Origin of the sequence: Streptomyces sp. SAJ15, from assembly GCF_007595705.1 — a bacterium.
Lineage (GTDB): Bacteria > Actinomycetota > Actinomycetes > Streptomycetales > Streptomycetaceae > Streptomyces.
Window position 1 is genome coordinate 92,612 of sequence record NZ_NISY01000002.1, and the last position, 25,030, is coordinate 117,641.

Here is a 25,030-nt window from a genome sequence, read left to right on the forward strand (position 1 = left end):
CCGGTTGTGCTTGAGGACGTGCCCGGAGCCTAAATGGTTCATGCCCGGAAGGGAACGTGATGTATGCGTCACCCCTAAGAGGGATCGAACGTACGATCGACCCTCGACTACCATGGTCGTTCTGACGGGTGGCGGCACAAAGGCTCTATCAAGCCTCGGTACGCTCTCACAGGCGACCCAGCCACCACCGTGCCCGGAGTAGGGCCATCCAGAAATTCAGCGAGGAGCGAACCGCGTGACCGCCGCCGAGACGTCCGTGCCTTCCACTGCGCTGCTGACCGGAGCAGACCGGGGCGGCTCCAACTACACCGCGCGGCACCTGCTCGTCCTCGAAGGACTGGAAGCGGTCCGCAAGCGCCCCGGTATGTACATCGGGTCCACCGACAGTCGCGGTCTGATGCACTGCCTCTGGGAGATCATCGACAACTCGGTCGATGAGGCGCTCGGCGGCTACTGCGACCGCATCGAGGTCATCCTCCACGACGACGGCTCGGTGGAGGTGCGGGACAACGGCCGTGGCATCCCGGTCGACGTCGAGCCCAAGACCGGTCTGTCGGGCGTCGAGGTTGTGATGACCAAGCTTCACGCCGGCGGCAAGTTCGGCGGCGGCTCGTACGCCGCCTCCGGCGGTCTGCACGGCGTCGGCGCCTCCGTCGTCAACGCCCTCTCCGCCCGACTGGACGTCGAGGTCGACCGGGACGGCAAGACCCACTCCATCAGCTTCCGCCGTGGCGTCCCCGGGATCTTCACCGAGTCCGGCCCCGACGCTCCGTTCGACCCGTCCAACGGCCTGCTCAAGGGGAAGCGCGTGCCCAAGGGCCGCACCGGCACCCGGGTCCGCTACTGGGCGGACCGGCAGATCTTCCTCAAGGACGCCAAGCTCTCCCTGGAAAACCTGCACGCGCGGGCGCGCCAGACGGCCTTCCTGGTGCCGGGCCTCACCCTGGTGGTCCGGGACGAGCGTGGGCTCGACGGACAGCCGCCGCTGGAGGAGATCTTCCGGTTCGACGGAGGCATTAGCGAGTTCTGCGAGTACCTCGCGCAGGACAAGGCGGTCTGCGACGTGCTGCGGCTGACCGGCCAGGGCACCTTCAAGGAGACCGTCCCCGTCCTCGACGACCGCGGCCACATGACCCCCACCGAGGTCACCCGGGAGCTCGGCGTGGACATCGCGCTGCGCTGGGGCACCGGCTACGACACCACGGTGAAGTCCTTTGTCAACATCATCGCCACCCCCAAGGGCGGCACCCACGTCTCCGGCTTCGAGCGCTCGGTCACCAAGGCCGTCAACGAGGTGCTGCGCTCGGCCAAGCTGCTGCGGGTCGCCGAGGACGACGTCGTCAAGGACGACGCCATGGAGGGCCTCACCGCGGTGGTGACCGTGCGGCTGGCCGAGCCGCAGTTCGAGGGGCAGACCAAGGAGGTGCTGGGCACCTCGGCCGCCTCCCGGATCGTCGCCAACGTCGTCGCCAAGGAGCTCAAGGCGTTCCTGGCCTCCACCAAGCGGGACGCCAAGCAGCAGGCGCGCGCCGTCCTGGAGAAGGTCGTGGCCGCGGCCCGTACGCGCATCGCGGCCCGGCAGCACAAGGAGGCCCAGCGTCGGAAGACCGCGCTGGAGTCCTCCTCGCTGCCCGCCAAGCTCGCCGACTGCCGCAGCGACGACGTCGACCGCAGCGAACTGTTCATCGTCGAGGGCGACTCGGCGCTGGGCACCGCCAAGCTCGCCCGGAACTCCGAGTTCCAGGCGCTGCTGCCGATCCGCGGCAAGATCCTCAACGTGCAGAAGTCGTCCGTCTCCGACATGCTCAAGAACGCCGAGTGCGGCGCCATCATCCAGGTGATAGGGGCGGGCTCCGGCCGTACCTTCGACATCGACCAGGCGCGCTACGGCAAGGTGATCTTCCTCGCCGACGCCGATGTCGACGGCGCCCACATCCGGTGTCTGCTGCTCACCCTCTTCCAGCGCTACATGCGGCCGATGGTCGAGCAGGGCCGGGTCTTCTCCGCCGTGCCGCCGCTGCACCGGATCGAGCTGTCCAACCCCAAGAAGGGGCAGGACAAGTACATCTACACCTACTCCGACAGCGAGCTGCAGGAGACCCTGCTGGAGCTCCAGCGCAAGAACGTGCGCTACAAGGACAGCATCCAGCGCTACAAGGGTCTGGGTGAGATGGACGCCGACCAGCTCGCCGAGACCACCATGGACCCGCGCCACCGCACCCTGCGGCGGATCAACATCAGCGACCTGGAGGCCGCGGAGCAGGCGTTCGACCTGCTGATGGGCAACGAGGTCGCGCCCCGCAAGGAGTTCATCACCAACTCGGCGGCGACGCTGGACCGCTCGCGGATCGACGCCTGACGCGCCGTGCGCGCCCGGCGCGCCTCGGGCGCCACCGCGCGGTGGCCGGACGCGCCTGACACGTCCCTGCGCGATGGCCGGGGGCACCTGTCCCTGCGGGGTGGCTGGGGCGCCTGGACGCGTCCACGGGCGGTGGCCGCGCGTCCGGCGCGGCTGTCCGCGGCAGGTGGTGGCCGGTGCGCCTGGCGTGCCTCCGTATGGCAGCCGGACGCGCCTGGGGCGCCTCCGCGCGGTGGCCGGGTGCCCCCGATGCGCCTCCGTGCGTCGGCGGGGTGCGCCTGGCGCGCATCCACGCGGGCGGAGGGAGCTCGACGCGCCCGTGCGCGCCGGCGGGTTCGCCCCGGACCTCGACCGCCCCGGAGCCGAGCTCTGGGGCGGCCTTCACTCAATGGTGTGAGGTTCCATGGTGAAGCGTCCGGGATCTTTCCGATCTGTCCATCCTTGGGCACGCGGCGACGCGCCGCCGAACCAAGGAGAGTTCGGGTGGAAAATGCCCATGATGTCCCAGGCCCTCACGATCCCCCGGGTGGCGACGGAGCCGAGGAGGCCGATGACGCCAGGGCAGCGGCCTACCGACAGGTCCACCGCAGCGCCGCGTTCCGGGAGGTGCGCGGCCGCTACCGGCGCTTCGTGCTCCCCGCCTCGCTCGCCTTCCTCGCCTGGTACCTCGCGTATGTGATCACCGCTACCACCGCACCCGGCCTGATGGCCCGTCCGGTGGTGGGCGCGTGCAACGTCGGACTGCTCGCCGGGATCGCCCAGTTCGCCACCACCTTCCTGCTGACCTGGGCGTACGCCCGCCATGCGCGGCTGCGTCGAGACGGACCGGCCCTGGAACTGCGCTGGGTGACCCAGGAGCTGACCGGAACTCTGGGCGGTGCGGCGCCCCAGGGGGCCGCCGAGACGGCGCGAGGGGAGCGGGGCCGCGGATGACGGGCAACCACCAGACGCTGGCGCTGCTGCTCTTCATCGCGGTCGTCGCCGTCACGCTGGCGATCACCACCTGGGTGAGCCGTGGTCGCCGGGGATCGCCAGAGGAGTTCTACGCGGGCGGGCGGCTGTTCTCCCCTCTGGAGAACGGTTTCGCCATCGCGGGCGACTACATGTCGGCCGCGTCCTTCCTCGGCATCTCCGGCCTCATCGCCCTCTTCGGCTACGACGGAATGCTCTACTCCGTCGGCTTCCTGGTCGCCTGGCTCGTGGTCCTGCTCCTGGTCGCCGAACTCGTCCGCAACTGCGGCCGCTTCACCCTCGCCGACGTGCTCGCGGCACGGCTGCGGGAGCGCCCGGTCCGGATCGCCGCCGGCACCTCCTCGGTCGTCGTCTGCGTCCTCTACCTGGTGGCCCAGATGGTCGGCGCCGGCAGCCTGGTCGCCCTGCTGCTGGGCGGCGACAGCGGCCCGGCGCGTGCCTGGACGGTGGTCGGCGTCGGCGCCCTGATGATCGTCTACGTCTCGCTCGGGGGCATGCGCGCCACCACCTGGATCCAGATCGTCAAGGCTGTGCTACTGATGGCGGGCGCGGGGCTGCTGACCGTCCTGGTCCTGCTGCGCTTCCACGGCGACCCCGGCGCCCTGCTGAGCACCGCCGCCGAACGCAGCGGCCACGGCCGGTCCTTCCTCGCGCCCGGCCTGAAGTACGGCGGCGACTGGGTCGCCCGGCTGGACTTCATCAGCCTCGGCCTGGCGCTGGTCCTGGGCACCGCGGGGCTGCCGCACATCCTGTCGCGCTTCTACACCGTGCCCACCGCCCGCGCCGCCCGCCACTCGGTGGTCTGGGCCATCGGCCTCATCGGCGGCTTCTACCTGATGACGATCGTGCTGGGCTTCGGGGCCGCCGCCATCGTGGGGAGCGACGCGGTGCGGGCGACCGGCCCGGCCGGGAACACCGCCGTCCCGCTGCTCGCGCTCGACCTCGGCGGCGGCGCGGACTCGACCGGTGGCACGGTGCTCTTCGCGGTCGTCGCCGCCATCGCCTTCGCCACCATCCTCGCCGTCGTCGCCGGACTCACCCTCTCCTCCTCGGCGGCGGTCGCCCACGACCTCTACGCGACGCTGGGCCGCCGCGGCCGTCGTACGCCCGCCGGCGAGGTCGCCGTGGCGCGTGTCGCGGCCGCCGGGGTGGGAGTGGCGGCGATCGGGCTGGGGCTGCTGGCGCGGGACCTGAACGTGGCCTTCCTGGTCGGCCTCGCCTTCGCGGTCGCCGCCTCCGCCAATCTGCCGGTGCTGCTCTACACGCTGTTCTGGCGCCGGTTCACCACGCGCGGCGCGGTGTGGGCGGTCTACGGCGGGTTGCTGCCGGCGGTGGCGCTGATGGTGTTCTCGCCGGTGGTCTCCGGAGCTCCGGAAGCCCTCTTCCCCGGGGTGGACTTCCATCTCTTCCCGCTCCAGAACCCGGGCCTCGTCTCCATCCCGCTCGGCTTCCTGGCCGGCTGGCTGGGCACCGTGACCTCACCCGAGCCGGCCGACGCGGCCCGACACGCCGAGACGGAGGTGCGGGCCCTGACCGGGGCGGGCGCGGCGTGAGCCCAGCAGAGGGTCACACCCACACATAGCGGTGCTCGGGGCGCCCCGTCTCGCCGTAGCGCAGGCTCAGCTTCACCCGCCCCGCCCGCTCCAGGAGCTTCAGATACCGCTGTGCGGTCTGTCTGCTGAGCCGACATCGCTCGGCGACCTCCTGCGCCGACAGCGGCCCCTCCGCGTCGCGCAGCACCTCGCGCACCCGGTCGGCGGTGAGCGCCGAGTGACCCTTGGGGAGGTCCGGCGGGCCGACGGCGGAGAGGGCGCCGAAGATCCGGTCCACCTGCTCCTGCTCGGCCTCGCCGCCGCCGTCCAGGGTGCGGCGCAGCGCGGCGTATCCGTTGAGCTTGGCGCGCAGCCCGGCGAAGGTGAAGGGCTTCACCAGGTACTGGAGCGCCCCGTGGCGCATGGCCGCTCGTACGGTCGCGATGTCGCGGGCGGCGGTCACCATGATCACGTCGGTGTGGTGGCCGAGTTGCCGCAGCCGCGTGACCAGCGCGAGCCCCGTTCCGTCCGGCAGATAGTGGTCGAGCAGCACCAGGTCGACCTGGGCCGTCGAGCCTTCCGAGGCGGTCCCGCGGCCTTCCGAGGTGGTCTCGTGGCGTTCAGGAGTGGCCTCGCGGCCTTCAGAAGTGGTCCCCCAGCCTTCCGAGGCGGTCTCGTGGCGCTCAGAAGTGCTCCCGCGGGCTTCCGGGCCGGGGCCGCCGCGTTCCAGGAAGGCGAGCGCCTCCGCCGCCGAGTGCGCCCGCCCGGCGACCCGAAAGCCGGGGATCCGTTCCACGTAGGCCGCGTTGATCCGGGCCACGCGCGGGTCGTCGTCCACGATCAGCACATTGATCATCGCGGCTCCTCGGTCAGCGCGTCGTTCCACGAAGCGCTCGGTGTCTGGCCCGGGGACGGTGGCACCGGGGGCGGGGTGGCGGGGGCCGTGCCCTGAGCGGGTACGGCGCGAGCCACGGCCGCGGGCGACATGTCCCCCGGCACCCGGTCGGGCGCCGCGGCAGGCGGCTTCGGCGGTGCCTCGGGCAGCGCCTCGGGTGGTGCCTCGCCCTGCGTCTCGAGACGCGCGTCGGTGAGCGCCTCCGGCAGGACGACCGCGAACGCGGCGCCCCCGCCCACCCGGTCGGTGACGGTCACGCTGCCGCCCTGCCGCTCCGCGAGCCGACGCACCAGCGCCAGCCCGATGCCCCGCTTGCCGTGGGCGGGCGGCTCCTTGGTGGACCACCCCTCGGTGAAGACGAGCTCGCGTCGTCCGGCCGGGACTCCCGGCCCGGTGTCGCCGACGGTGAGCACCACGGTGCGGCCCTCGGCGCGCAGCTCCACCGCGACCAGCGGGTCCGCCGATCCGGCCGCCGCGTCCATGGCGTTGTCGACGAGGTTGCCCAGGACGGTCACCAGGCCCGGTGGATCGACCAGTCGGTCCGGCAGCAGGGTGCCGGGTGTGAGGCGCAGCGACACGCCGCGCTCGGCCGCGACCGTGGCCTTGCCGACCAGCAGCGCGGCCAGCAGCGGGTCGCGCACCCGCTCGGTGACCTGTTCGGCCGTGGCTCGGTGGACGCCCACCGCCTCGGTGACGAACTCCACCGCCTCCTCGTGCAGCCCCAGCTCCAGCAGTCCGAGCAGGGTGTGGAGGCGGTTGGCGTGCTCGTGGTCCTGGGCGCGCAGCGCGTCGATCAGCCCCCGCGTCCCGTCCAGCTCCCTGCCCAGCCGCTCCAGCTCGGTGCGGTCGCGCAGGGTGGCCACCGCCCCGCCGTCGTCCGTGGGCATCCGGTTCGCCACCAGGACTCGGCCGCCGCTGACCGTCAGCAGGTCGGCGCCGGTGACCCGGCCGGCCAGCACATCGGTGGTGCGGCCCGGCGGCAGCACCTCCGCCAACGGCCGCCCGGTGTGCTCGGCGCGCAGATCGAGCAGCCGCTGGGCCTCGTCGTTGACCAGCCGGATGCGGCCCCCGGCGTCCAGCGCGACGACGCCTTCCCGGATGCCGTGCAGCATCGCCTCGCGCTCCGCGAGCAGCGCCGAGATATCCGAGAAGGCCAGGTCGTGGGTGCGGCGCCGAAGCCTGCGGGCCACGGCGTACGCGGCCAGCGCTCCGACCGCGAGCGCGCCACCGGCGTGCGCCAGCAGCCCGGGCACGGCGCCGACGAGCCGGTCCCGGACGCTCTCGTACGCGATGCCGACCGAGACCGCCCCGACGATGCGCCCGTCGTCGTCCCGCAGCGGGACCTTGCCGCGCGCCGACCGACCCAGCGTCCCGGTGTCGATCTGCATGACCTCCCGCCCCGCGAGGGCGGCGCTGGGGTCGGTGGAGACGGGCCGGCCGATCTGGGCCCGGTCGGGGTGGGACCAGCGCACCCCGCGCGTGTCCATGACCACGACGTACTCGGCCCCGGTGACCCGCCGGACGCGCTCCGCCGCCGCCTGGACCGGTCCGTCGGCGGCGGGCCGCCCGGCGTCGCGCAGCGCGTCGGCGAGCTCCGGCCGGGCGGCCGTGGTCTGCGCGATGGCCAGGGCGCGGCGCATCGCCTGGTCGTCCAGCTGGGAGCTGAGCGGGGCCAGGAACAGGCCGGTGGCCAGCACGGTGACCCCGGCCGCGATGGTCAGCTGCATCAGCAGGACCTGGGAGAACACCCGCCGTGGTCGGGGCCACCCGATCCGTCGGCGGGCGGCGGCGCGCGACCGGTGCGGTATCGCATCGCTCATGCGTACGACGGTAAGGCCCGGCGTCAAGGGGGGTGCCCGCGCGCGCCCCGTTCCGCCGCGCCCGTGGTGCCGCACCGCCCGTCTGTGGTGCCGCGCCGCCCCGTGCCCGCCGTACGGGTGTCGCCCGAGGTACGGGCTGGGTCGCCGTACGGGTGTCGTCCGCCCCACGGGTGTGGCCCGACGTACGGGAGTGGTCCGCCGCGCGGCTTCCGGCTGTGCGGCGTCGTTCGTCAGCGGGTGGCGGCCACGGCGGCCCGGATGCCGATCACGTCGATGCGGGCGGGGGAGCCGAGGGCCGTGCCGCAGCTCTGCGGGCGCGGCGGGGCGGCGGCGACCTGCGCGAGGGAGACATCCCAGCGGCGACCGTCGGTGTGGGCGACCGTGACCGTCCAGGCGGGGGCGGCGCCCTCCGTACGCAGCACCGTGAGCGCCCCCGCGCGGGTCTCCCCGGTCAGCTCGCGGACCGCCAGATCGGCCGCCTGGCCCGGGCGCTCCCAGGTGGAGCGGCCGCGGGAGCCGGCGGTGACGACATGGCCGGCGCGCACGGCCTCGATGACCTTTGTGACGCTCTGGGCAGTGGCCCGCCCGTACGCGTAGCCGTATGGAAGCACCACGAGGGTGGGGGAGAAGCGGTGCCCTCCTATGTGGGTGATCTCCCAGGTGCCCTCGGCGCCGGAGGCCGCCAGCTCGGCGGCGAGCGGGCGGCCGAGCAGCGCGCAGCAGCGATCCCGCTTGCCGTTGGTGCACACCAGCACCAGCGGATCGCCGGTGTACGCCGACCACTCGTCCCGCAGGCCGGCCTCATCGCCGGCGCCGAGCGCCGCGAAGTCCAGCTCCAGCAGCCGGGCGGGGTCGGTGAGCGCCGTGGTGCGGACCCAGGAGGCGCCGGGTCCGGTGTGGGCGACGAAGACGCGGTGCCGCGCGGGGAGGTGGCAGTCGGCGTGCCGGCCGGGGCGACGGATGAGCGCGACCCGTACCCCGGTGCCCTCGGTGACGCGCTCCAGGGCGCGGCCCAGTCTCGGGCCGAGGCGGCTGGCGGTCAGGGCCTCGGCACCCCAGGGGCCGGGCTGTTCCACCAGCAGCCAGGTGGGAGCGGTCGCCGCCGTTCCGGCGAGCGGCTCGGACAGATCGCGGGAGGCGGTCGCGCACGTGCTCACGAAGGTAAGCCTAACCTCATTTCGCGCCGGAGATCACCCGCTCCGCCCTCAACGGCTCCCTTCGTCGTGTCGAGTTGACGTGATTTCGTCGCCTGTGAACACCCCTGCCCTGTGCGCCCTTGACCTCGTGCGGTCACCACGCGCGGCCGGGGCGGCGGGGCGCCGTGGGCGCAACCGACCACCCACCACCGGCTCACCGTCCCCGGTGGATGCCGGTCCCCGCCACGCCCGACGCGGCCCGGCCGCACCCTCCGGCCGCACCGCCCCGCTGAGAGCCTCTACGGGGAGACCGGCCGCGAAACCGGCCGCGAAACCGCTGCGACGCCGGCCGCGACACCGGCCGGCCCGCGCCGGCCGGGTCGCTCACCCGGGTCCTTACACCGGCCTCGCCGGCGGTCCTTACACCGGTCCCGCCACGACCGCGATCGGCTTGTCCAGCGGCTCGCCCGAGCCGTCGCGGCGCGGGTCCGGCTCCGGCAGCGGGGCCGGGGTGCCGTTGGACGCCGCCGCACGGGCCGGGGCCGCGCCGGCCCAGGCCAGCACCAGGCAGTCCTCGCCCTTCAGGAACCGCTGGCAGCGCACGCCGCCGGTGGCCCGTCCCTTGCGCGGGAACTGGTCGAACGGCGTCAGCTTGGCCGACTGCTGCACGGAGTCGTCGAGTGTGCCGCGTGAGCCCGCGACCGTGAGCACCACCGCGTCCGCCGCCGGATCCACCGCCGTGAAGGAGACGACCCGGGCCCCGGAGGAGAGCTTGATGCCCGCCATGCCACCCGCCGGGCGGCCCTGCGGCCGCACCTGTCCGGCGGGGTAGCGCAGCAGCTGCGCGTCGTCGGTGATGAAGACCAGGTCCTCCTCGCCCGTGCGGAGCTCCACCGCGCCGACGATCCGGTCCCCCTCCTTGAGCCCGATGACCTCCAACTCGTCCTTGGCGGCCGGATAGTCGGGCACCACGCGCTTGACGACGCCCTGCTCCGTGCCGATGGCGAGGCCCGGCGAGGACTCGTCGAGGGTGGTCAGGCACACCAGACGCTCGCCGTCCCGCAGCGACAGGAACTCCGAGATCGGGGCCCCGCCCGCCAGGCTCGGCGCGGCGGCGGTGGCCGGGAGCATGGGCAGGTCGATCACCGACAGCCGCAGCAGACGCCCCTCGGAGGTCACCGCGCCCACATCGGCCCGCGCCGTCGCCGGCACCGCCGAGACGATCACATCGTGCTTGGCGCGCTTGCCGCTGGCCTCCACCGCGAAGGGCTCGCCGCTGGCGGTCCGGGCCAGCAGCCCGGTGGAGGAGAGCAGCACCCGACACGGGTCGTCCGCCACCTCCAGCGGCACCGCGGCCGCCGGGGTGCCGGCCGACTCCAGCAGCACCGTGCGCCGCTCGGTGCCGAACTTCTTCGCCACCGTGGCCAGTTCCGAGGAGACCAGCTTGCGCAGCTCGGCGTCGGACTCGAGGATCCGGGTCAGCTCCGCGATCTCCGCCGTCAACTTGTCGCGCTCCGACTCCAGCTCCATACGGTCGAACTTGGTGAGCCGGCGCAGCGGGGTGTCGAGGATGTACTGCGTCTGCGTCTCGGAGAGCGCGAAGCGGGCGATGAGTGACTCCTTGGCCGCCGCCGCGTTCTCACTCGATCGAATGATCCTGATGACCTCGTCGATGTCCAGCAGGGCCACCAGCAGGCCCTCGACCAGGTGTAGCCGGTCCCGCCGCTTGCCGCGCCGGAACTCGCTGCGCCGCCGCACCACCTCGAACCGGTGGTCCAGATAGACCTCCAGCAGCTCCTTGAGCCCGAGGGTGAGCGGCTGGCCGTCCACCAGCGCCACGTTGTTGATGCCGAAGGACTCCTCCATCGGCGTCAGCTTGTAGAGCTGCTCCAGCACGGCCTCGGGGTTGAAGCCGTTCTTGACCTCGATGACCAGCCGCAGCCCGTGCTCGCGGTCGGTGAGGTCCTTGACGTCGGCGATGCCCTGGAGCTTCTTCGAGCCGACCAGGTCCTTGATCTTGGAGATGACCTTCTCCGGGCCGACCGTGAACGGCAGCTCGGTGACGACCAGGCCCTTGCGGCGCGCCGTCACGTTCTCCACGGACACCGTGGCGCGGATCTTGAAGGTGCCGCGTCCGTTCTCGTACGCGTCCCGGATGCCGCCGAGACCGACGATCCGACCGCCGGTGGGCAGGTCGGGGCCCGGCACGAAGCGCATCAGGGTGTCGAGGTCCGCGCCGGGGTGCCGGATCAGGTGCCGGGCCGCGGCGATCACCTCGCCCAGGTTGTGCGGCGGCATGTTGGTGGCCATGCCGACCGCGATCCCGGACGCGCCGTTGACCAGCAGGTTCGGGTAGGCGGCGGGGAGAGCGACCGGCTCCTGCTCGCTGCCGTCGTAGTTCGGCGTGAAGTCGACGGTGTCCTCGTCGATCGACTCCGTCATCAGCGAGGTCGCCGACGCCATGCGGCACTCCGTGTACCGCATCGCCGCCGGCGGGTCGTCGTTGCCGAGGGAGCCGAAGTTGCCGTGCCCGTCGACCAGGGGCAGGCGCAGCGAGAACGGCTGGGCCATGCGCACCAGCGCGTCGTAGATCGAGGCGTCGCCGTGCGGGTGGAGCTTTCCCATCACCTCGCCGACGACCCGGGCGCACTTCACGAACGAGCGCTCCGGGCGCAGCCCCATCTCGTTCATCTGGAACAGGATGCGGCGCTGCACGGGCTTGAGGCCGTCCCGCGCGTCGGGCAGGGCGCGAGAGTAGATGACCGAGTAGGCGTACTCCAGGAAGGAGCCCTGCATCTCGTCGACGACGTCGATGTCGAGGATGCGCTCCTCGAAGTCGTCCGGCGGCGGGGTCTTCGTGCTGCGGCGGGCCATCGCGGCTGCGGCTCCTTCAACTGCCGAGAAGGGATCTGACGCGGACCATTGTGGCCCGACCCACTGACAACGCCGACCGCGACCCATCGCCGGGCCCCCGGAGGCCCGGCTCCGAGCCCGTCCCGCGCCCCGAAACGAGCCCGGTGCGGGGCCCGGAGTGGGTCCCGGAACGAACCCGGCCAGCGCCCCGAAACGAGCCCGACCGGCGCCCTGGCACGAGCCCGTCCCGCGCCCCGAAACGAGCCCGGTGCGGGGCCCGGAGTGGGTCCCGGAACGAACCCGGTCAGCGCCCCATCCCGGCCCAAGCGCTGGCGCGCGGCGGCCCCGGCGTCGCCGCGCGCCCCATCCCGGCCGCCTCACCCGGCCGGCGGCCGGGTCGTCTCGTCAGCCACCGGCGTCCGGGAACTTCGCCAGATGTCCGCGCGCTTGCATACAGTGACTGAACCGCTCATCGTGCGGCACCGCGCCGGTTCCGTACACGCTTGATCACGCGATCGAAGGGACGTACATGCCCATGGGTCACACGGCCACGCAACAGGCCGGCTCCGGCGGCCTGACAGCGACCGAGCACCGCCTGGCCAACGGCCTACGGGTGGTGCTCTCCGAGGACCATCTGACCCCGGTCGCCGCCGTCTGCCTCTGGTACGACGTCGGCTCGCGCCACGAAGTCAAGGGGCGTACCGGCCTGGCTCACCTCTTCGAGCACCTGATGTTCCAGGGCTCGGCCCAGGTGTCCGGGAACGGCCACTTCGAGCTGGTGCAGGGCGCAGGCGGTTCGCTGAACGGGACCACCAGCTTCGAACGCACCAACTACTTCGAGACGATGCCCGCCCACCAGGTGGAGCTGGCGCTGTGGCTGGAGGCCGACCGCATGGGGTCGCTCCTCACCGCGCTGGACGAGGAGAGCCTGGAGAACCAGCGGGACGTCGTCAAGAACGAGCGCCGGCAGCGCTACGACAACGTGCCCTACGGCACGGCCTTCGAGCGCCTCGTCGCCATGGCCTACCCCGAGGGCCACCCCTACCACCACACGCCCATCGGCTCGATGGCCGACCTGGACGCGGCCTCGCTGGAGGACGCGCGGGAGTTCTTCCGCACCTACTACGCGCCCAACAACGCGGTGCTGGCCGTCGTCGGCGACATCGACCCCCAGCAGACGCTGGCCTGGGTCGAGAAGTACTTCGGCTCCATCCCCTCCCACGAGGGGAAGCGCCCCCCGCGCGACGGCTCGCTCCCGGACGTCATCGGCGAGCAGCTGCGCGAGGAGGTCCACGAGGAGGTTCCCGCCCGCGCCCTCATGGCCGCCTACCGGCTGCCACACGACGGCACCCGCGAGGCCGACGCCGCCGATCTGGCGCTGACCGTGCTCGGCGGCGGCGAGTCCTCCCGGCTGCACAACCGGCTGGTGCGCCGCGACCGCACCGCCGTGGCCGCCGGGTTCGGCCTGCTGCGGCTCTCCGGCGCGCCCTCGCTGGGCTGGCTGGACGTGAAGACCTCCGGCGGCGTGGAGGTGCCCGACATCGAGGCCGCGGTCGACGAGGAGTTGGCCCGCTTCGCCGCGGAGGGACCGACCCCGCAGGAGATGGAGCGCGCCCAGGCCCAGCTGGAGCGGGAGTGGCTGGACCGGCTGGCGACCGTCGGCGGGCGCGCCGACGAACTGTGCCGGTTCGCCGTCCTGTTCGGCGACCCGCAGCTGGCGCTCACCGCCGTCAACCGCGCCCTGGACGTCACCGCCGATGAGGTGCGCGCGGTGGCCGCCGCGCGACTGCGCCCCGACAACCGCGCGGTCCTCGTCTACGAGCCCGTCCAGCCGGCCGAGCAGGCCGAGGCCGCCGACGGGGCCGACACCGAGGAGAGCGCGGCCGACGCCGCGGACGCCGCCGAGAACGCCGCCGGCAAGCAGGCCGGCACCACGGAAGAAGGGGAGTCGGCGCAGTGAGCGACACCGCCGCCACCATGACGTTCCACCCGCAGCCGAAGCCGGGCCTGGCCAAGCCGTGGGCGTTCCCCGCGCCCGAGCGCACCACGCTGCCCAACGGCCTGACCGTGCTGCGCTGCCACCGCCCCGGCCAGAAGGTCGTCGCGGTGGAGATCAGCCTCGACGCGCCGCTGGACGCCGAGCCGGCCGGCCTGGACGGAGTCGCCACCATCATGGCGCGCGCCCTGTCCGAGGGCACCGACAAGCACGACGCGGAGGAGTTCGCGGCCGAGCTGGAGCGCTGCGGCGCCACCCTGGACGCGCACGCCGACCACCCCGGCGTCCGGGTCTCGCTGGAGGTCCCGGCCTCCCGGCTGCACAAGGCGCTGAGCCTGCTGGCCGACGCGCTGCGCGCCCCCGCCTTCCCCGACGGCGAGGTGGAGCGGCTGGTCCAGAACCGACTGGACGAGATCCCGCACGAGCTGGCCAACCCGGCCCGGCGCGCCTCGATGGCGCTGTCCAAGGAGCTGTTCCCTGCCGACGTCCGGATGTCCCGGCCCCGCCAGGGCACCGAGGAGACCGTCGCGCGCATCGACGCCGCCTCCGTGCGCGCCTTCTACGAGGCGCACGTGCGGCCGGCCAGCGCCACCGCCGTGGTGGTCGGCGACTTCACCGGCCTCGACCTCGACCAGGCGCTCGCCGACACCCTCGGCTCCTGGACCGGCGGTCCGGCCCGGAAGCGCTCCTACCCGGCGATCACGGCCGACGACACCGGCCGTGTGGTGATCGTCGACCGGCCCGGCGCGGTGCAGACCCAGCTGCTCATCGGGCGGGTCGGCGCCGACCGGCACGACCGGGTGTGGCCCGCTCAGGTGCTCGGCACCTACTGCCTGGGCGGCACCCTCACCTCCCGCCTCGACCGGGTGCTGCGCGAGGAGAAGGGCTACACCTACGGCGTGCGCGCCTTCGGGCAGGTGCTGCGCTCGGTCGACCCCGCCACCGCGGGCGTCTCCGGCATCGCGATGCTCGCCATCAGCGGCTCGGTGGCCACCGAGGTGACCGGGCCCGCGCTGGAGGACGCCTGGAAGGTGCTGCGGACGCTGGCCGAGGAGGGGCTGACGGACGAGGAGCGCGAGGCGGCCGTACAGAACCTCGTGGGCGTGGCGCCGCTGCGCTTCGAGACGGCGGCGGCCGTCGCCAACACCCTGGCCGACCAGGTGGAGCAGCAGCTCCCCGACGACTTCCAGGGGACGCTCTACGCCCGGCTGGCGGAGACCGGCACGGTCGAGGCGACCGCGGCCGTGGTGAGCGCCTTCCCGGAGGACCGGCTCGTCACGGTGCTCGTCGGTGACGCCTCGGTCATCGAGGAGCCGGTGCGGGCCCTCGGCATCGGCGAGGTGCGGGTCGTGTCCGGTTGACGCGATGCGCTGACACGATCGGCTGAGGCGATCCGCCGGCGCGATGCGCCGACGCGGCGCGCGCTCGCGATCGGCTGACGCGATGTGAGGTCCGATGAGGGGCCCTGACGTCCGACGGGACGTCAGGGCCCCTCTTTCGCTGCCCGCGCCCGCCCGCGCCGACCCGGGTTCCAGATCACGGCTTGGCATCCGTCAAATGTCCGTTTTATTGGAGAGATTGCCTGTCTGTGTGTGTGGCGAGCGCAACAAAAACGCTGATCTGTTTGGTGAACGAAAGAACTCGCCTTTAGCGTCGATGCGGTTGCTCGTCATGCGTGAGCCGCACCCGCGGCAGCGGGCGACCATCGCCGAGTCCCGTGGCGCGAGCCAGGGGAGCCGGGGACCCATATCCCCCTGGGGTGAATCGGGCGCCTTTCCGGAGGTGCTCGTAGGAGACCTTCCTGCTCCGAACCCGTCAGCTAACCCGGTAGGCGAAGGAAGGAAAGGAGTACGCCACCCCATGGCGTTCACCCGTGCCACCGGGAAGCACCGTCGTCCCCGCTCCGCCGCCCGTACGGGCGCGAACATCGCCGGGATAGCCACGATCGGTGGCGTCGTCGCCTCCGTCGCTTCCCCCGCGTTCGCCGCCTCGCCCTCCGGCGAGCCGGACCGCCTGGAGGACACCGGCCTGAACCAGGCGATCGTCGTCGGTGAGCACATGGCCGACCAGATCGACGCCCAGGCGCAGACCCAGGAGAACGTGGCCCAAGAGGCCGCCGCCAAGGCGCAGGCCGAGGAGGCCGCCCGCAAGCAGGCCGTCCGCGAGGCCGCCGAGTCGAAGCGCAAGGCCGAGGCCGCGGAGAAGGAGGCGAAGGCGCGGGCGAAGGCAGAGCGTGAGGCCAAGGAGCGCGCCGCCCGTGAGGCCGAGCGCAAGCGGCTGAACACCTTCGTGTCGCCGATCGAGGGCTCCTACGTCTCCACCTCCTACCACGCCGGCGGCGGCATGTGGTCCTCCGGCAGCCACACCGGTGTGGACTTCCACGCGGCGTCCGGCACCTCGGTGCGCGCGGTCGGCTCCGGCACCGTCGTCGAGGCCGGATGGGGCGGGGCGTACGGCAACAACGTCGTCATCAAGATGAACGACGGCACCTACACCCAGTACGGCCACCTGTCCTCGCTCAGCGTCTCCGTCGGCCAGACGGTCACCCCGGGACAGCAGATCGGCCTCTCCGGCAGCACCGGCAACTCCAGCGGCCCGCACCTGCACTTCGAGGCCCGCACCACCGCGGAGTACGGCTCGGACATCGACCCGGTGAGCTACCTCCGCCACCACGGCGTCAACATCTGACCCACCGCCGCACGGCGGACTTCCCCCGCAAGGCCCCGGCCCCCGGCCGGGGCCTTACGCGTGCGCCCCGGGCCATGGCCAAAAAATAGCCATGAAATCACTCGGGCCGTCGGAAATTCCGGCCACGTGGAATAGAGTTTGTGGATCACACGTCAATCAGCTGCGTTTAGCGGGGATTACGGCGGAGGTTCGACCATGCGGGACCGGAAGTGAACGGCGATTCGACTGTGTTCCAGGGTGGCCGTCGGATTTCGGCCCATGCGGTGTGTACGGCGATCCGCGACGACATCGTCTCCGGCGCCTTCGCGCCCGGCGCGCGGTTGACCGAGGAGCTGCTCGCCCGTCGCTACGGCGTCTCGCGGGTGCCGGTGCGGGAGGCCCTGCGCACCCTGGAGTCCGAGGGCTTCGTGACCAGCCGCCGGCACGCCGGGGCGTGTGTCGCGCAGCCGTCCCCGGAAGAGGTCGCCGACCTGCTCGACATCCGCGCCCTGATGGAGCCGCTCGGCGCCGCGCGCGCCGCCCAACGGCGCACCGAGGCGCATCTGAAGGTGTTGCGCGGGCTGGTGCGGCTCGGCCAGGAGCGGGCGCGCCGCGGCCAGCTCGCCGAGCTGCGCCCGCTCTGCGACTGGTTCCACGAGACGCTGGCGCAGGCCTCCGGAAGCCCGAGCCTGGCCGGGCTGCTGGTGCAGCTGCGTCGGAAGATCGATTGGATGTACGCGGTGGAGCCGGTCGGCCCCGCCTCGCCCGCCGTCCCGGCCTCGCGCCCCGGCCCGCCGCGCGCGGAACCCGCGGTGGTGCGGGCCGTGGAGTCGTGGGAGGGGTACGGCGCGCTGGTGGACGCCGTGGCCCGCGGCGACGCCGAGCGGGCCCGCTCGCTGGCCACGCTGCACGCGGAGCGCTCGCTCGCCGAGTACCGGCTCCGCCGCCCGTTCACGGCCGTGGCCCCGGCCGTCGCGGTGAGGGATTCGAAACACTCCCACAACACGGCGAGCGCTCGGAATTAACACGCGGGCCGTATACACATGGGGAATAAGAATGGCGATTTCCGTCGCGGGGATACCGTGGCTTCGCGACGCGATCGCCTGGAGTGAAAACAAGGCCGCGTGCCCGGATTAGCCGGGCGCGCGGCCTTGTCATCGTGTGCGGTGGATTGACCGGAGGGGTTTCGGAGACGAATGGGGGGCGTGCTCCGTAAAGCCCGCCCCCGATCGCTCCGCACCACCGTGCCGGTGGCTCAGACCGTCTCCGGGAGCTCCTCCAGGCCCTCGGCGACCAGCTTGGCCAGGCGGTCCAGCGCGACGTCCGCGTCGGCGGCCTCGGAGGCGAGCACGATCTCCTCGCCGCCCTGGGCGCCCAGGCCGAGCACGGCGAGCATCGAAGCGGCGTTGACCGGCTGACCGTCGCCCTTGGCGATGGTCACGGGGACCCCGGCGGCGGTCGCCGCACGGACGAAGATGGACGCGGGGCGGGCGTGCAGGCCCTCGGCCCAGCCGACGTTGACGCGGCGCTCAGCCATGGTGAAACCCTTCGAGTCGTTTCCAGTCACTGAGGTTGTCTAGACCAGTGTCTCACGGTGTCGGGGATGGTCCGCCCCGGACGCCCGCCCGGCGCGCCCGACGCCTGACGCCCGCGTTGCGACGCCTGACGCGCGGCGTCTCGGCCCGGTGCGTGGGGCTCGCCGCCCGCCGCCCGGCTTCCGGGCTCGGCGGTTGGGGCTCGCCGCTCGCCGCTCGTCGCCCGCCGCCCGCCGCCTGCCGCCCGCCGCCCGGCTTCCGGGCCCGGCGCCCGACGCCTGACGCCCGCGTTGCGACACCTGATGCCCGGCGTCTCGGCCCGGTGCCTGGGGCCCGACGTCCGGCGCCCGGCTCCGGGTCCGGCGGCTGGGCTCGCCGCCCGGCGCTTGGGGCTGGAAGCCCGCCGCCCAGGGCACTCCCGCCCGGCGCCCGGCGCCCGCTGTCTGACGCGCGCGTTGCGACACCTGGTGCCCGGCTATGGGCCCTGCCGCCCGGGGCTCGCCGCCGGCCGCCCGGGGCTCGCCGCCCGCCGCTGACTTCCGGGGGCCCAGCGCTCAACGCCCAACGCCCGGCGCCCAACGCTCAACACCCAACACCCAACGCCCGGCGCCGTAGGTCATGAGTCAGAGGCCGGTCGACATCGGCCGTCCGGCCGGGATCCGGGGCCGAACGGCCGATGTCCCGCGCCTGAGCTGCCCGTACGCTGTGCCCATGCAGACGCCGTCAGCACCGGACCGCCACCGCTACCCGGCCCACTGGGAGGCCGATGTGGTGCTCCGCGACGGCGGCACCGCCCAGATCCGTCCCATCACCCCCGACGACGCGCAGCGGCTGGTCAGCTTCTTCGAGCACGTCTCGGACGAGTCGAAGTACTACCGCTTCTTCGCGCCCTACCCCCGGCTCTCCGACCGCGACGTCCGCCGCTTCACCCACCACGACTACGTGGACCGGGTCGGCCTCGCGGCCACCGTCGGCGACGAGTTCATCGCCACCGTCCGCTACGACCGCATCGACGAGCGCGGCATGTCCGCCAACTCCTCGGTCGGCGCCGACCAGGCCGAGGTGGCCTTCCTGGTCCAGGACGCGCACCAGGGCCGGGGCGTGGCCTCCGCCCTCCTCGAACACATCGCCGCCGTGGCGCGCGAGCGCGGCATCCGCCGCTTCGTGGCCGAGGTGCTGCCGGCCAACACCAAGATGATCAAGGTGTTCACGGACGCCGGCTACACCCAGCAGCGCAGCTTCGAGGACGGCGTCGTACGGCTGGAGTTCGACCTCGAACCCACCGCCCGGTCCGTGGCCGTGATGCGCGCCCGCGAGCAGCGCGCCGAGGCCCGCTCCGCGCAGCGGCTGCTGGCCCCCGGCTCCGTCGCCGTCATCGGCGTCGGCCGGCGCCCCGGCGGCGTCGGCCGCCGGGTGCTGCGCAACCTCCTGGACGGCGGCTTCACCGGCGCGACCTACGCCGTCAACCACGCCTTCCCGCCCGAGCAGACCCGGCTGGAGCCCGAGGGCGTGCCCGCGCACCGCGCGATCGGCGAGATCGACGGCCCCGTCGACCTGGCCGTCGTCGCCGTCCCCGCCGAGCAGGTCCCGTCCGTCGTCGCCGACTGCGGGGAGCACGGTGTCCAGGGGCTGATCGTGGTCTCCGCCGGCTACGCCGAGAGCGGCATCGAGGGGCGGGCCCGCCAGCGCGAGCTGGTCCGCCAGGCGCGCGCCCACGGGATGCGGGTCCTCGGCCCCGGCGCCTTCGGCGTGATCAACACCGCCGACGAGGTGCGGCTCAACGCCTCCCTCTCCCCGGAGGTGCCGCACGCCGGGCGGCTCGGGCTCTTCACCCAGTCCGGGGCCATCGGCATCGCCCTGCTCTCCGGGCTGCACCGGCGCGGCGCCGGCCTCGTGGGCATCTCGACGTTCGTCTCCGCCGGCAACCGGGCCGACGTCTCCGGCAACGACCTGCTCCAGTACTGGCACGACGATCCGCACACCGACATCGCCCTGATGTACCTGGAGTCGATCGGCAACCCGCGCAAGTTCACCCGGCTCGCCCGGCGCACCGCGGCCGCCAAGCCGGTCGTGGTGGTCAAGGGCTCCCGGCACACCGGCAGCGCCCCGCTCGGCCACGCCGTGCCCACCACCGCCATCCCCGACGCCACCGTCACCGACCTGCTGCGCCAGGCGGGCGTCATCCGGGTCGACACCATCACCGAGCTCGCCGACACCGGGCTGCTGCTCGCCTCCCAGCCCCTTCCCGCGGGCCCCCGCATCGCCATCATCGGCAACTCCGAGTCCCTCGGCCTGCTCACCTACGACGCCTGCCGCACCGAGGGTCTGAGCCCGCTGCACCCGCGCGACCTCACCACCGGCGCCGAGCCCGCCGACTACCGCACCGCCCTCTCGGCCGCGCTCGCCGACCCGGACTGCGACGCCGTCGTCGTGAACGCGATCCCCTGGGTCGGCCGCGCCTCGGCGACGGAGCTGGCCGCCGCGGTGCGGGAGGCGTGCGCGGCCGGCGGGGCCGCCAAGCCGGTCGCGGTGGTCCACCTGGAGATCCCCGGGCTCGCCGAGGCCCTGGCGGCCCCTGCGGAGGCCCCGGCGCAGGCGCCCACGGCGGGCCCGACCGAGGTGACCACAGAGGCCGCGCCACAGCCGCCCGCAGCGGCCCCCGCGCAGGCTCCGACAGCGGCCCCCACGAACACCCACGGGGCGGACGGGCACCCGGCCGGAGCCGGCCCCGGAGCCGGCCCCGGCGGCCCCGCCCCGCGCGTCCCCGCCTACCCCGCCGCCGAGCGCGCGGTGCGCGCCCTGGCGGAGGCCGTGCGGTACGCGCGGTGGCGCCGCGAGGCCGCCGAGCCGGGGCGCGTCCCGGAGTACGAGGACATCGACGAGGCCGGCGCCGCCGCCGACATCGAGGTGCTGCTGGCGCCCGGGGCCGGGCCCGCCGCCGCGGACGCCACGGCCGGTTCCGCCGTCGACCCCATGGCCGACCCCACCGGCCCGGAGGCCGTGGGGGAGGGCGTGCCGGTCTCCGCGCCCGACGCGCAGCGGCTGCTCGCCCGGTACGGCATCTCCGTGCTGCCCGCCTTCCCCGCGCCCGACGCCGACGCGGCCGTCCGCGCCGCCGAGCGGCTCGGCTACCCGGTGGCGCTCAAGCCCACCGCCCCGCACCTGCGGCACCGTACCGACCTGGGCGGGGTCCGGCTGGACCTGGGCGGCGAGGTGGAACTGCGCCGGGCGTACGCGGAGTTGACCCGGCAGCTGGGCGCGCCCGAGGAGCTGCGGCCGGTGGTGCAGCGAATGGCCCCGCGCGGCGTGGACACGGTGATCCGGGCGGTGATCGACCCCGCGGCCGGCGCGGTGCTCTCCTTCGGGCTCGCCGGCGCCCCCTCGGAGCTGCTCGGGGACACCGCCCACCGGCTGGTGCCGGCGACCGACCGGGACGCCGCCGAACTGATCCGGTCGATCCGGACGGCGCCGCTGCTCTTCGGCTGGCGCGGCTCGCAGCCGGTGGACACCGCGGCGCTGGAGGAGCTGCTGCTGCGGGTGTCCCGCATGGTGGACGATCATCCGGAGGTGGTCGCCGTCGACCTGGAGCCCGTCGTGGTGGCACAGCGCGGCCTGTCGGTGCTCGGTGCGTCCGTCCGGCTCGCCCCTCCGCCGCCGCGGACCGATCTCGGCCCGCGTCACCTGCCGAACTACTGACCGGACCGGCACGAACGGGTCTGGGGCCCGGGACCGGTCGGGCCCCGTAGGATGGAGCACATGGCGAAGACCGGTACGACGACCCAGGGGCTGCGCGCGGCGATCGAGCGCAGCGGCTACTACCCGGCACTCGTTGCCGAAGCGGTGGAGGCCGCGGTGGGCGGCGAGCGGGTCGTGTCGTACCTCGTCCACCAGGAGACCACCTTCGACGCCAACGAGGTCCGCCGCCATGTCACGGTCCTCGTCCTGACCGGCACGCGGTTCATCGTCAGCCACACCGACGAGCAGGCCGCCGACGGCACCTCCCCGTCGCCGTACGCCACCACCTCCACCGAGTCCGTGAAGCTGGACCGGATCTCCTCGGTCGTGGTCAGCCGCGTGGTCGCCAACCCCGAGTCGTACACGCCCGGCACGCTGCCGCGCGAGGTCGTCCTCACCATCGGCTGGGGCGCCGTCAACCGCCTGGACCTGGAGCCCGCCGCCTGCGGCGACCCCAACTGCGAGGCCGACCACGGCTACACCGGCTCCTCCACCGCCGACGACCTGAGCCTGCGGGTCAGCGAGGCCGGCGACGGCCCCGACAGCGTCCGGCAGACCCTCGCCTTCGCGCAGGCGCTCTCCGAGGCCACCATCGCGGACTCCGGCCGCTGATGACGTACCCCGCCCCCGCCGGCGCCGCCTGGCACGAGCCCGCCCCGCTCGACCCCCGCACCGCGCCCGCCCCCCGCTACGGCACCGGATCGCTCGCCGACCTGCTGCCCGCCGTCGCCGCGGGCCTGGGCGTCCCCCAGCTCGGCTCCGGGCTCGACCTGGCCCCCGCCGACCGGGTCTGCGTCTTCCTGATCGACGGGCTCGGCTGGGAGGCGCTCAAGGCGCACCCGGCCGAGGCCCCGTTCCTCACCTCGCTGCTGTCGAGCTCCATGAACGGCACCGGCACCCCGCTCACCGCGGGCTTCCCGTCCACCACCGCCACCTCGCTGGCCTCGGTCGGCACCGGCCTGCCGCCCGGCGCGCACGGCCTGCCCGGCTACACCGTGCGCGACCCGGCGACCGGCGCGCTGATGAACCAGCTGCGCTGGCAGCCGTGGACCGATCCGTACGTGTGGCAGCCGCACCCCACCGTCTTCGAGCTCGCCGACGCCGCCGGCGTGCACACCTGCCAGGTCTCCGCCCCGACGTTCGCGGAGACCCCGCTGACGAAGATCGCGCTCAGCGGCGGCACCTTCCACGGCCGGCTCAGCGGCGAGGAGCGGATGGACCTGGCGGCCGAGCAACTCGGCGCCGCGGGCCGCGCGCTGGTCTACACGTACTACAGCGAGGTGGACGGCAAGGGCCACCGCTTCGGCCTCGACTCCGCGGAGTGGCGCAACCAGTTGCGCTACGTCGACGGGCTCGCCCAGCGGCTGGCCGAGCAGCTCCCGCCGCGCTCGGCGCTCTATGTCACCGCCGACCACGGCATGATCGACATCCCCTTCGACCCGGAGTCCCGGATCGACTTCGACGAGGACTGGGAGCTGCGCGCCGGCGTGGCCCTGCTCGGCGGCGAGGGACGCGCCCGCCACCTGTACGCGGTCCCCGGCGCCGCCGGCGACGTGCTGGCGGTCTGGCGCGAGGTGCTCGGCGACCGGATGTGGGTGGCCAGCCGGGACGAGGCCATCGCGGCCGGCTGGTTCGGACGGCCGGACGACGGCGTCGACGAGCGCGTCTACCGCCGGATCGGCGACGTGGTCGCGGCGGCCAGCGCGGACGTCGCCATCGTCGCCTCCGTGACCGAGCCCAAGGAGTCCGCGATGGTGGGCCTGCACGGTTCGATGACCCCGACCGAGCAACTGGTCCCCCTCCTCGAAGTACGTTCCTGACCGTCTACCGCGCGGTAACGTGCGGTTTGCCGCAGACCCGCGCCACCCCGTACGCCCGCACCGCCCCGCGATCCCCATGAAAGGCCCTCCCCCCTCATGCCCGAGCTGGTGTTCTTCTCCGGAACGATGGACTGCGGAAAGAGCACCCTCGCTCTGCAGATCGAGCACAACCGCTCGGCGCGCGGCCTGCAAGGGATGATCTTCACTCGGGACGACCGGGCGGGCACCGGGAAGCTCTCCTCGCGGCTGGGCCTGGTCACCGAGGCGGTCGAGGCGGGCGAGGGGCTCGACCTCTACGCCTATGTCGTGGCCCATCTGTCGGCCGGCGGCAAGGTCGACTACGTGATCGCGGACGAGGCGCAGTTCCTGGCCCCGCTCCAGATCGACCAGCTCGCCAGGATCGTCGACGACCTCGGGCTCGACGTCTTCGCCTTCGGCATCACCACGGACTTCCGCACCAAGCTCTTCCCCGGCTCCCAGCGCTTGGTGGAGCTGGCCGACCGCATCGAGGTGCTCCAGGTCGAGGCGCTCTGCTGGTGCGGGGCACGGGCGACCCACAACGCGCGCACCGTCGGCGGCCAGATGGTCGTCGAGGGCGCCCAGGTGGTCATCGGAGACGTCAACCAGCCCGGCAACGAGGTGGGTTACGAGGTGCTGTGCCGGCGCCACCACCGGCGTCGGATGACCGCGGCCGCGGCGGGCGCCGCGGCACTCTCCCCGGACGTCCTGCCGGTGGACGCGGGGCCGGCGGACGCCGTCCGGACCATACGCTCCGCCACCCCCGCCGCCGCCGTCTCCGTCAGCGAGCCGTCCGCACGACCGTGAACACCGCGCCCTCCGGGTCGGCGACCGTCGCCAGCCGCCCGGTGGCGCCGTCCCGCGGCGGCTGGAGCACCTGGCCGCCCAGCTCGGTGACCCGGCGCGTCGCCGCGTCGGCGTCCTCGACCTCGAAGTAGGTCATCCAGTGCGGCCCGCGGTCGCGCGGCAGGCCGTGCCCGACCCCGTGTACGGCCGCCACCGGCCGGCCCGCCAGGTGCAGGGTGACGTAGTCGAAGTCGGCCGAGACGAGCGCCTCCGCCTCATGGCCGAAGACCGCCTGGTAGAACTTGCCGGCGGTCGTGGTCTCGTAGGTGACCAGTTCGCGCCAGACCGGGGTGCCGGGCACGCCCTCGCGCTCCGCCCCCAGGTGCGCCCTGGCCTGCCACACCCCGAACACCGCCCCCGAGGGGTCGGAGGCGATCACCATCCGACCGGCCTCCTCCGCGTCCAGCGGGCCCACCGCCACGGTGCCGCCGCAGCTGCGGATCTGCTCCGCGGTGTCGTCGGCGTCGTCGGAGGCCAGATAGGTGGTCCAGGCGATCGGGAGGTGGCGCTCGGGCGGCAGTTCACCGATCCCGGCCACGCTCTGCCCGTCGAGAGTCGCTCGGACGTACGCGCCGAGCTGCTGCGGTCCGGGACGGAACTCCCAGCCGAACAGGGAATGGTAGAAGTCCTGCGTCGCGTTCAGGCTGTGCACCATCAGACTTGTCCAACAGGGGGTGCCCGGTGCGCACCGAGCCGGTGCCTCGGTCATCTCACTCTCTCCTCGGACCATCGTGGTAGCCGTGCGGTCACTGGCCGATCGGCTCCTCGGGGCGGTTGGGGTGGTACGGGACGGGGCCCCTCCAGATGCTTGCACCACCGGCCGTCCGGCGCGCCCCGGCCGCGCCG

Annotated in this window: 17 protein-coding genes and 1 riboswitch; of the genes, 11 read left to right on the plus strand and 6 right to left on the minus strand. The window is 73.6% G+C overall.

Features of this window, described 5'->3' with window-relative positions; translation table 11 throughout:
- Positions 1–235: 235 nt before the first annotated feature.
- The 3 genes from CD790_RS05970 to CD790_RS05980 all read left to right on the plus strand — a co-directional run bounded on the left by CD790_RS05970 (position 236) and on the right by CD790_RS05980 (position 4,884).
- On the plus strand, positions 236–2,359 hold the full coding sequence (locus tag CD790_RS05970) for a type IIA DNA topoisomerase subunit B (protein WP_144381995.1): 2,124 nt from the start codon (positions 236–238) through the stop codon (positions 2,357–2,359).
- Between the two features lie 483 nt (positions 2,360–2,842).
- Complete coding sequence (locus tag CD790_RS05975) at positions 2,843–3,292, plus strand: DUF485 domain-containing protein (RefSeq protein ID WP_260867363.1); 450 nt, start codon at positions 2,843–2,845, stop codon at positions 3,290–3,292.
- The gene (locus CD790_RS05980; RefSeq protein ID WP_144381997.1) at positions 3,289–4,884 is read left to right on the plus strand and encodes a cation acetate symporter; all 1,596 of its coding nucleotides are present in this window, start codon (positions 3,289–3,291) and stop codon (positions 4,882–4,884) included. Before CD790_RS05975 ends, CD790_RS05980 begins: the two co-directional genes overlap by 4 nt.
- 13 nt (positions 4,885–4,897) lie before the next feature.
- Here the strand turns inward: CD790_RS05980 and CD790_RS05985 are convergent, their stop codons facing one another.
- The 4 genes from CD790_RS05985 to CD790_RS06000 all read right to left on the minus strand — a co-directional run bounded on the left by CD790_RS05985 (position 4,898) and on the right by CD790_RS06000 (position 11,588).
- Positions 4,898–5,719, minus strand: a complete 822-nt coding sequence (locus tag CD790_RS05985) for a response regulator (protein ID WP_260867364.1) — start codon at positions 5,717–5,719, stop codon at positions 4,898–4,900.
- Positions 5,716–7,578 (minus strand): sensor histidine kinase, encoded by a 1,863-nt coding sequence (locus tag CD790_RS05990; RefSeq protein WP_144381998.1) that lies wholly within the window; start codon positions 7,576–7,578, stop codon positions 5,716–5,718. The genes CD790_RS05985 and CD790_RS05990 overlap by 4 nt, the downstream gene beginning before the upstream one ends.
- Before the next feature lie 230 nt (positions 7,579–7,808).
- Entirely contained in the window at positions 7,809–8,735 is a 927-nt protein-coding gene (locus CD790_RS05995; protein WP_144381999.1) for a sucrase ferredoxin, read from the minus strand.
- A gap of 399 nt (positions 8,736–9,134) precedes the next feature.
- Positions 9,135–11,588, minus strand: coding sequence for a DNA topoisomerase (ATP-hydrolyzing) subunit A (locus CD790_RS06000; RefSeq protein WP_144382000.1), 2,454 nt, complete (start codon positions 11,586–11,588; stop codon positions 9,135–9,137).
- Positions 11,589–12,096: 508 nt separating this feature from the next.
- On the opposite strand from CD790_RS06000, the gene CD790_RS06005 reads away from it, so the two are divergent.
- The 4 genes from CD790_RS06005 (at position 12,097) to CD790_RS06020 (ending at position 17,255) form a co-directional block, all read left to right on the plus strand.
- Complete coding sequence (locus CD790_RS06005) at positions 12,097–13,527, plus strand: pitrilysin family protein (protein WP_144382001.1); 1,431 nt, start codon at positions 12,097–12,099, stop codon at positions 13,525–13,527.
- The gene (locus CD790_RS06010; protein WP_186318897.1) at positions 13,524–14,924 is read left to right on the plus strand and encodes a pitrilysin family protein; all 1,401 of its coding nucleotides are present in this window, start codon (positions 13,524–13,526) and stop codon (positions 14,922–14,924) included. The genes CD790_RS06005 and CD790_RS06010 overlap by 4 nt, the downstream gene beginning before the upstream one ends.
- A 335-nt stretch (positions 14,925–15,259) precedes the next feature.
- Positions 15,260–15,414, plus strand: a riboswitch (cyclic di-AMP (ydaO/yuaA leader).
- A 9-nt stretch (positions 15,415–15,423) separates the two neighbouring features.
- On the plus strand, positions 15,424–16,251 hold the full coding sequence (locus CD790_RS06015; protein WP_144382002.1) for a M23 family metallopeptidase: 828 nt from the start codon (positions 15,424–15,426) through the stop codon (positions 16,249–16,251).
- A gap of 209 nt (positions 16,252–16,460) precedes the next feature.
- Positions 16,461–17,255: a GntR family transcriptional regulator gene (locus CD790_RS06020; protein WP_399217017.1), complete on the plus strand. Its 795-nt coding sequence runs from the start codon at positions 16,461–16,463 to the stop codon at positions 17,253–17,255.
- A gap of 230 nt (positions 17,256–17,485) precedes the next feature.
- Here CD790_RS06020 and CD790_RS06025 read toward each other — a convergent pair whose 3' ends face one another.
- Complete coding sequence (locus tag CD790_RS06025) at positions 17,486–17,767, minus strand: HPr family phosphocarrier protein (protein ID WP_144382003.1); 282 nt, start codon at positions 17,765–17,767, stop codon at positions 17,486–17,488.
- A gap of 709 nt (positions 17,768–18,476) precedes the next feature.
- Here CD790_RS06025 and CD790_RS06035 point away from each other — a divergent pair.
- From CD790_RS06035 to CD790_RS06050, 4 genes are all read left to right on the plus strand, one after another.
- Entirely contained in the window at positions 18,477–21,461 is a 2,985-nt protein-coding gene (locus CD790_RS06035) for a GNAT family N-acetyltransferase (protein WP_144382004.1), read from the plus strand.
- 60 nt (positions 21,462–21,521) lie between these two features.
- Positions 21,522–22,112 carry a DUF5998 family protein gene (locus CD790_RS06040; protein WP_144382005.1) on the plus strand — a complete coding sequence of 197 codons (591 nt, stop codon included), beginning with the start codon at positions 21,522–21,524 and terminating at the stop codon, positions 22,110–22,112.
- On the plus strand, positions 22,112–23,320 hold the full coding sequence (locus tag CD790_RS06045) for an alkaline phosphatase family protein (RefSeq protein ID WP_144382006.1): 1,209 nt from the start codon (positions 22,112–22,114) through the stop codon (positions 23,318–23,320). The genes CD790_RS06040 and CD790_RS06045 overlap by 1 nt, the downstream gene beginning before the upstream one ends.
- Before the next feature lie 96 nt (positions 23,321–23,416).
- A complete protein-coding gene (locus CD790_RS06050; protein ID WP_260867365.1) occupies positions 23,417–24,145 on the plus strand; it encodes a thymidine kinase in 729 nt (242 codons plus the stop codon).
- Here the strand turns inward: CD790_RS06050 and CD790_RS06055 are convergent.
- The gene (locus tag CD790_RS06055; protein WP_144382007.1) at positions 24,120–24,893 is read right to left on the minus strand and encodes a VOC family protein; all 774 of its coding nucleotides are present in this window, start codon (positions 24,891–24,893) and stop codon (positions 24,120–24,122) included. The two genes, CD790_RS06050 and CD790_RS06055, sit on opposite strands and share 26 nt — an antisense overlap.
- Positions 24,894–25,030 lie beyond the last annotated feature (137 nt).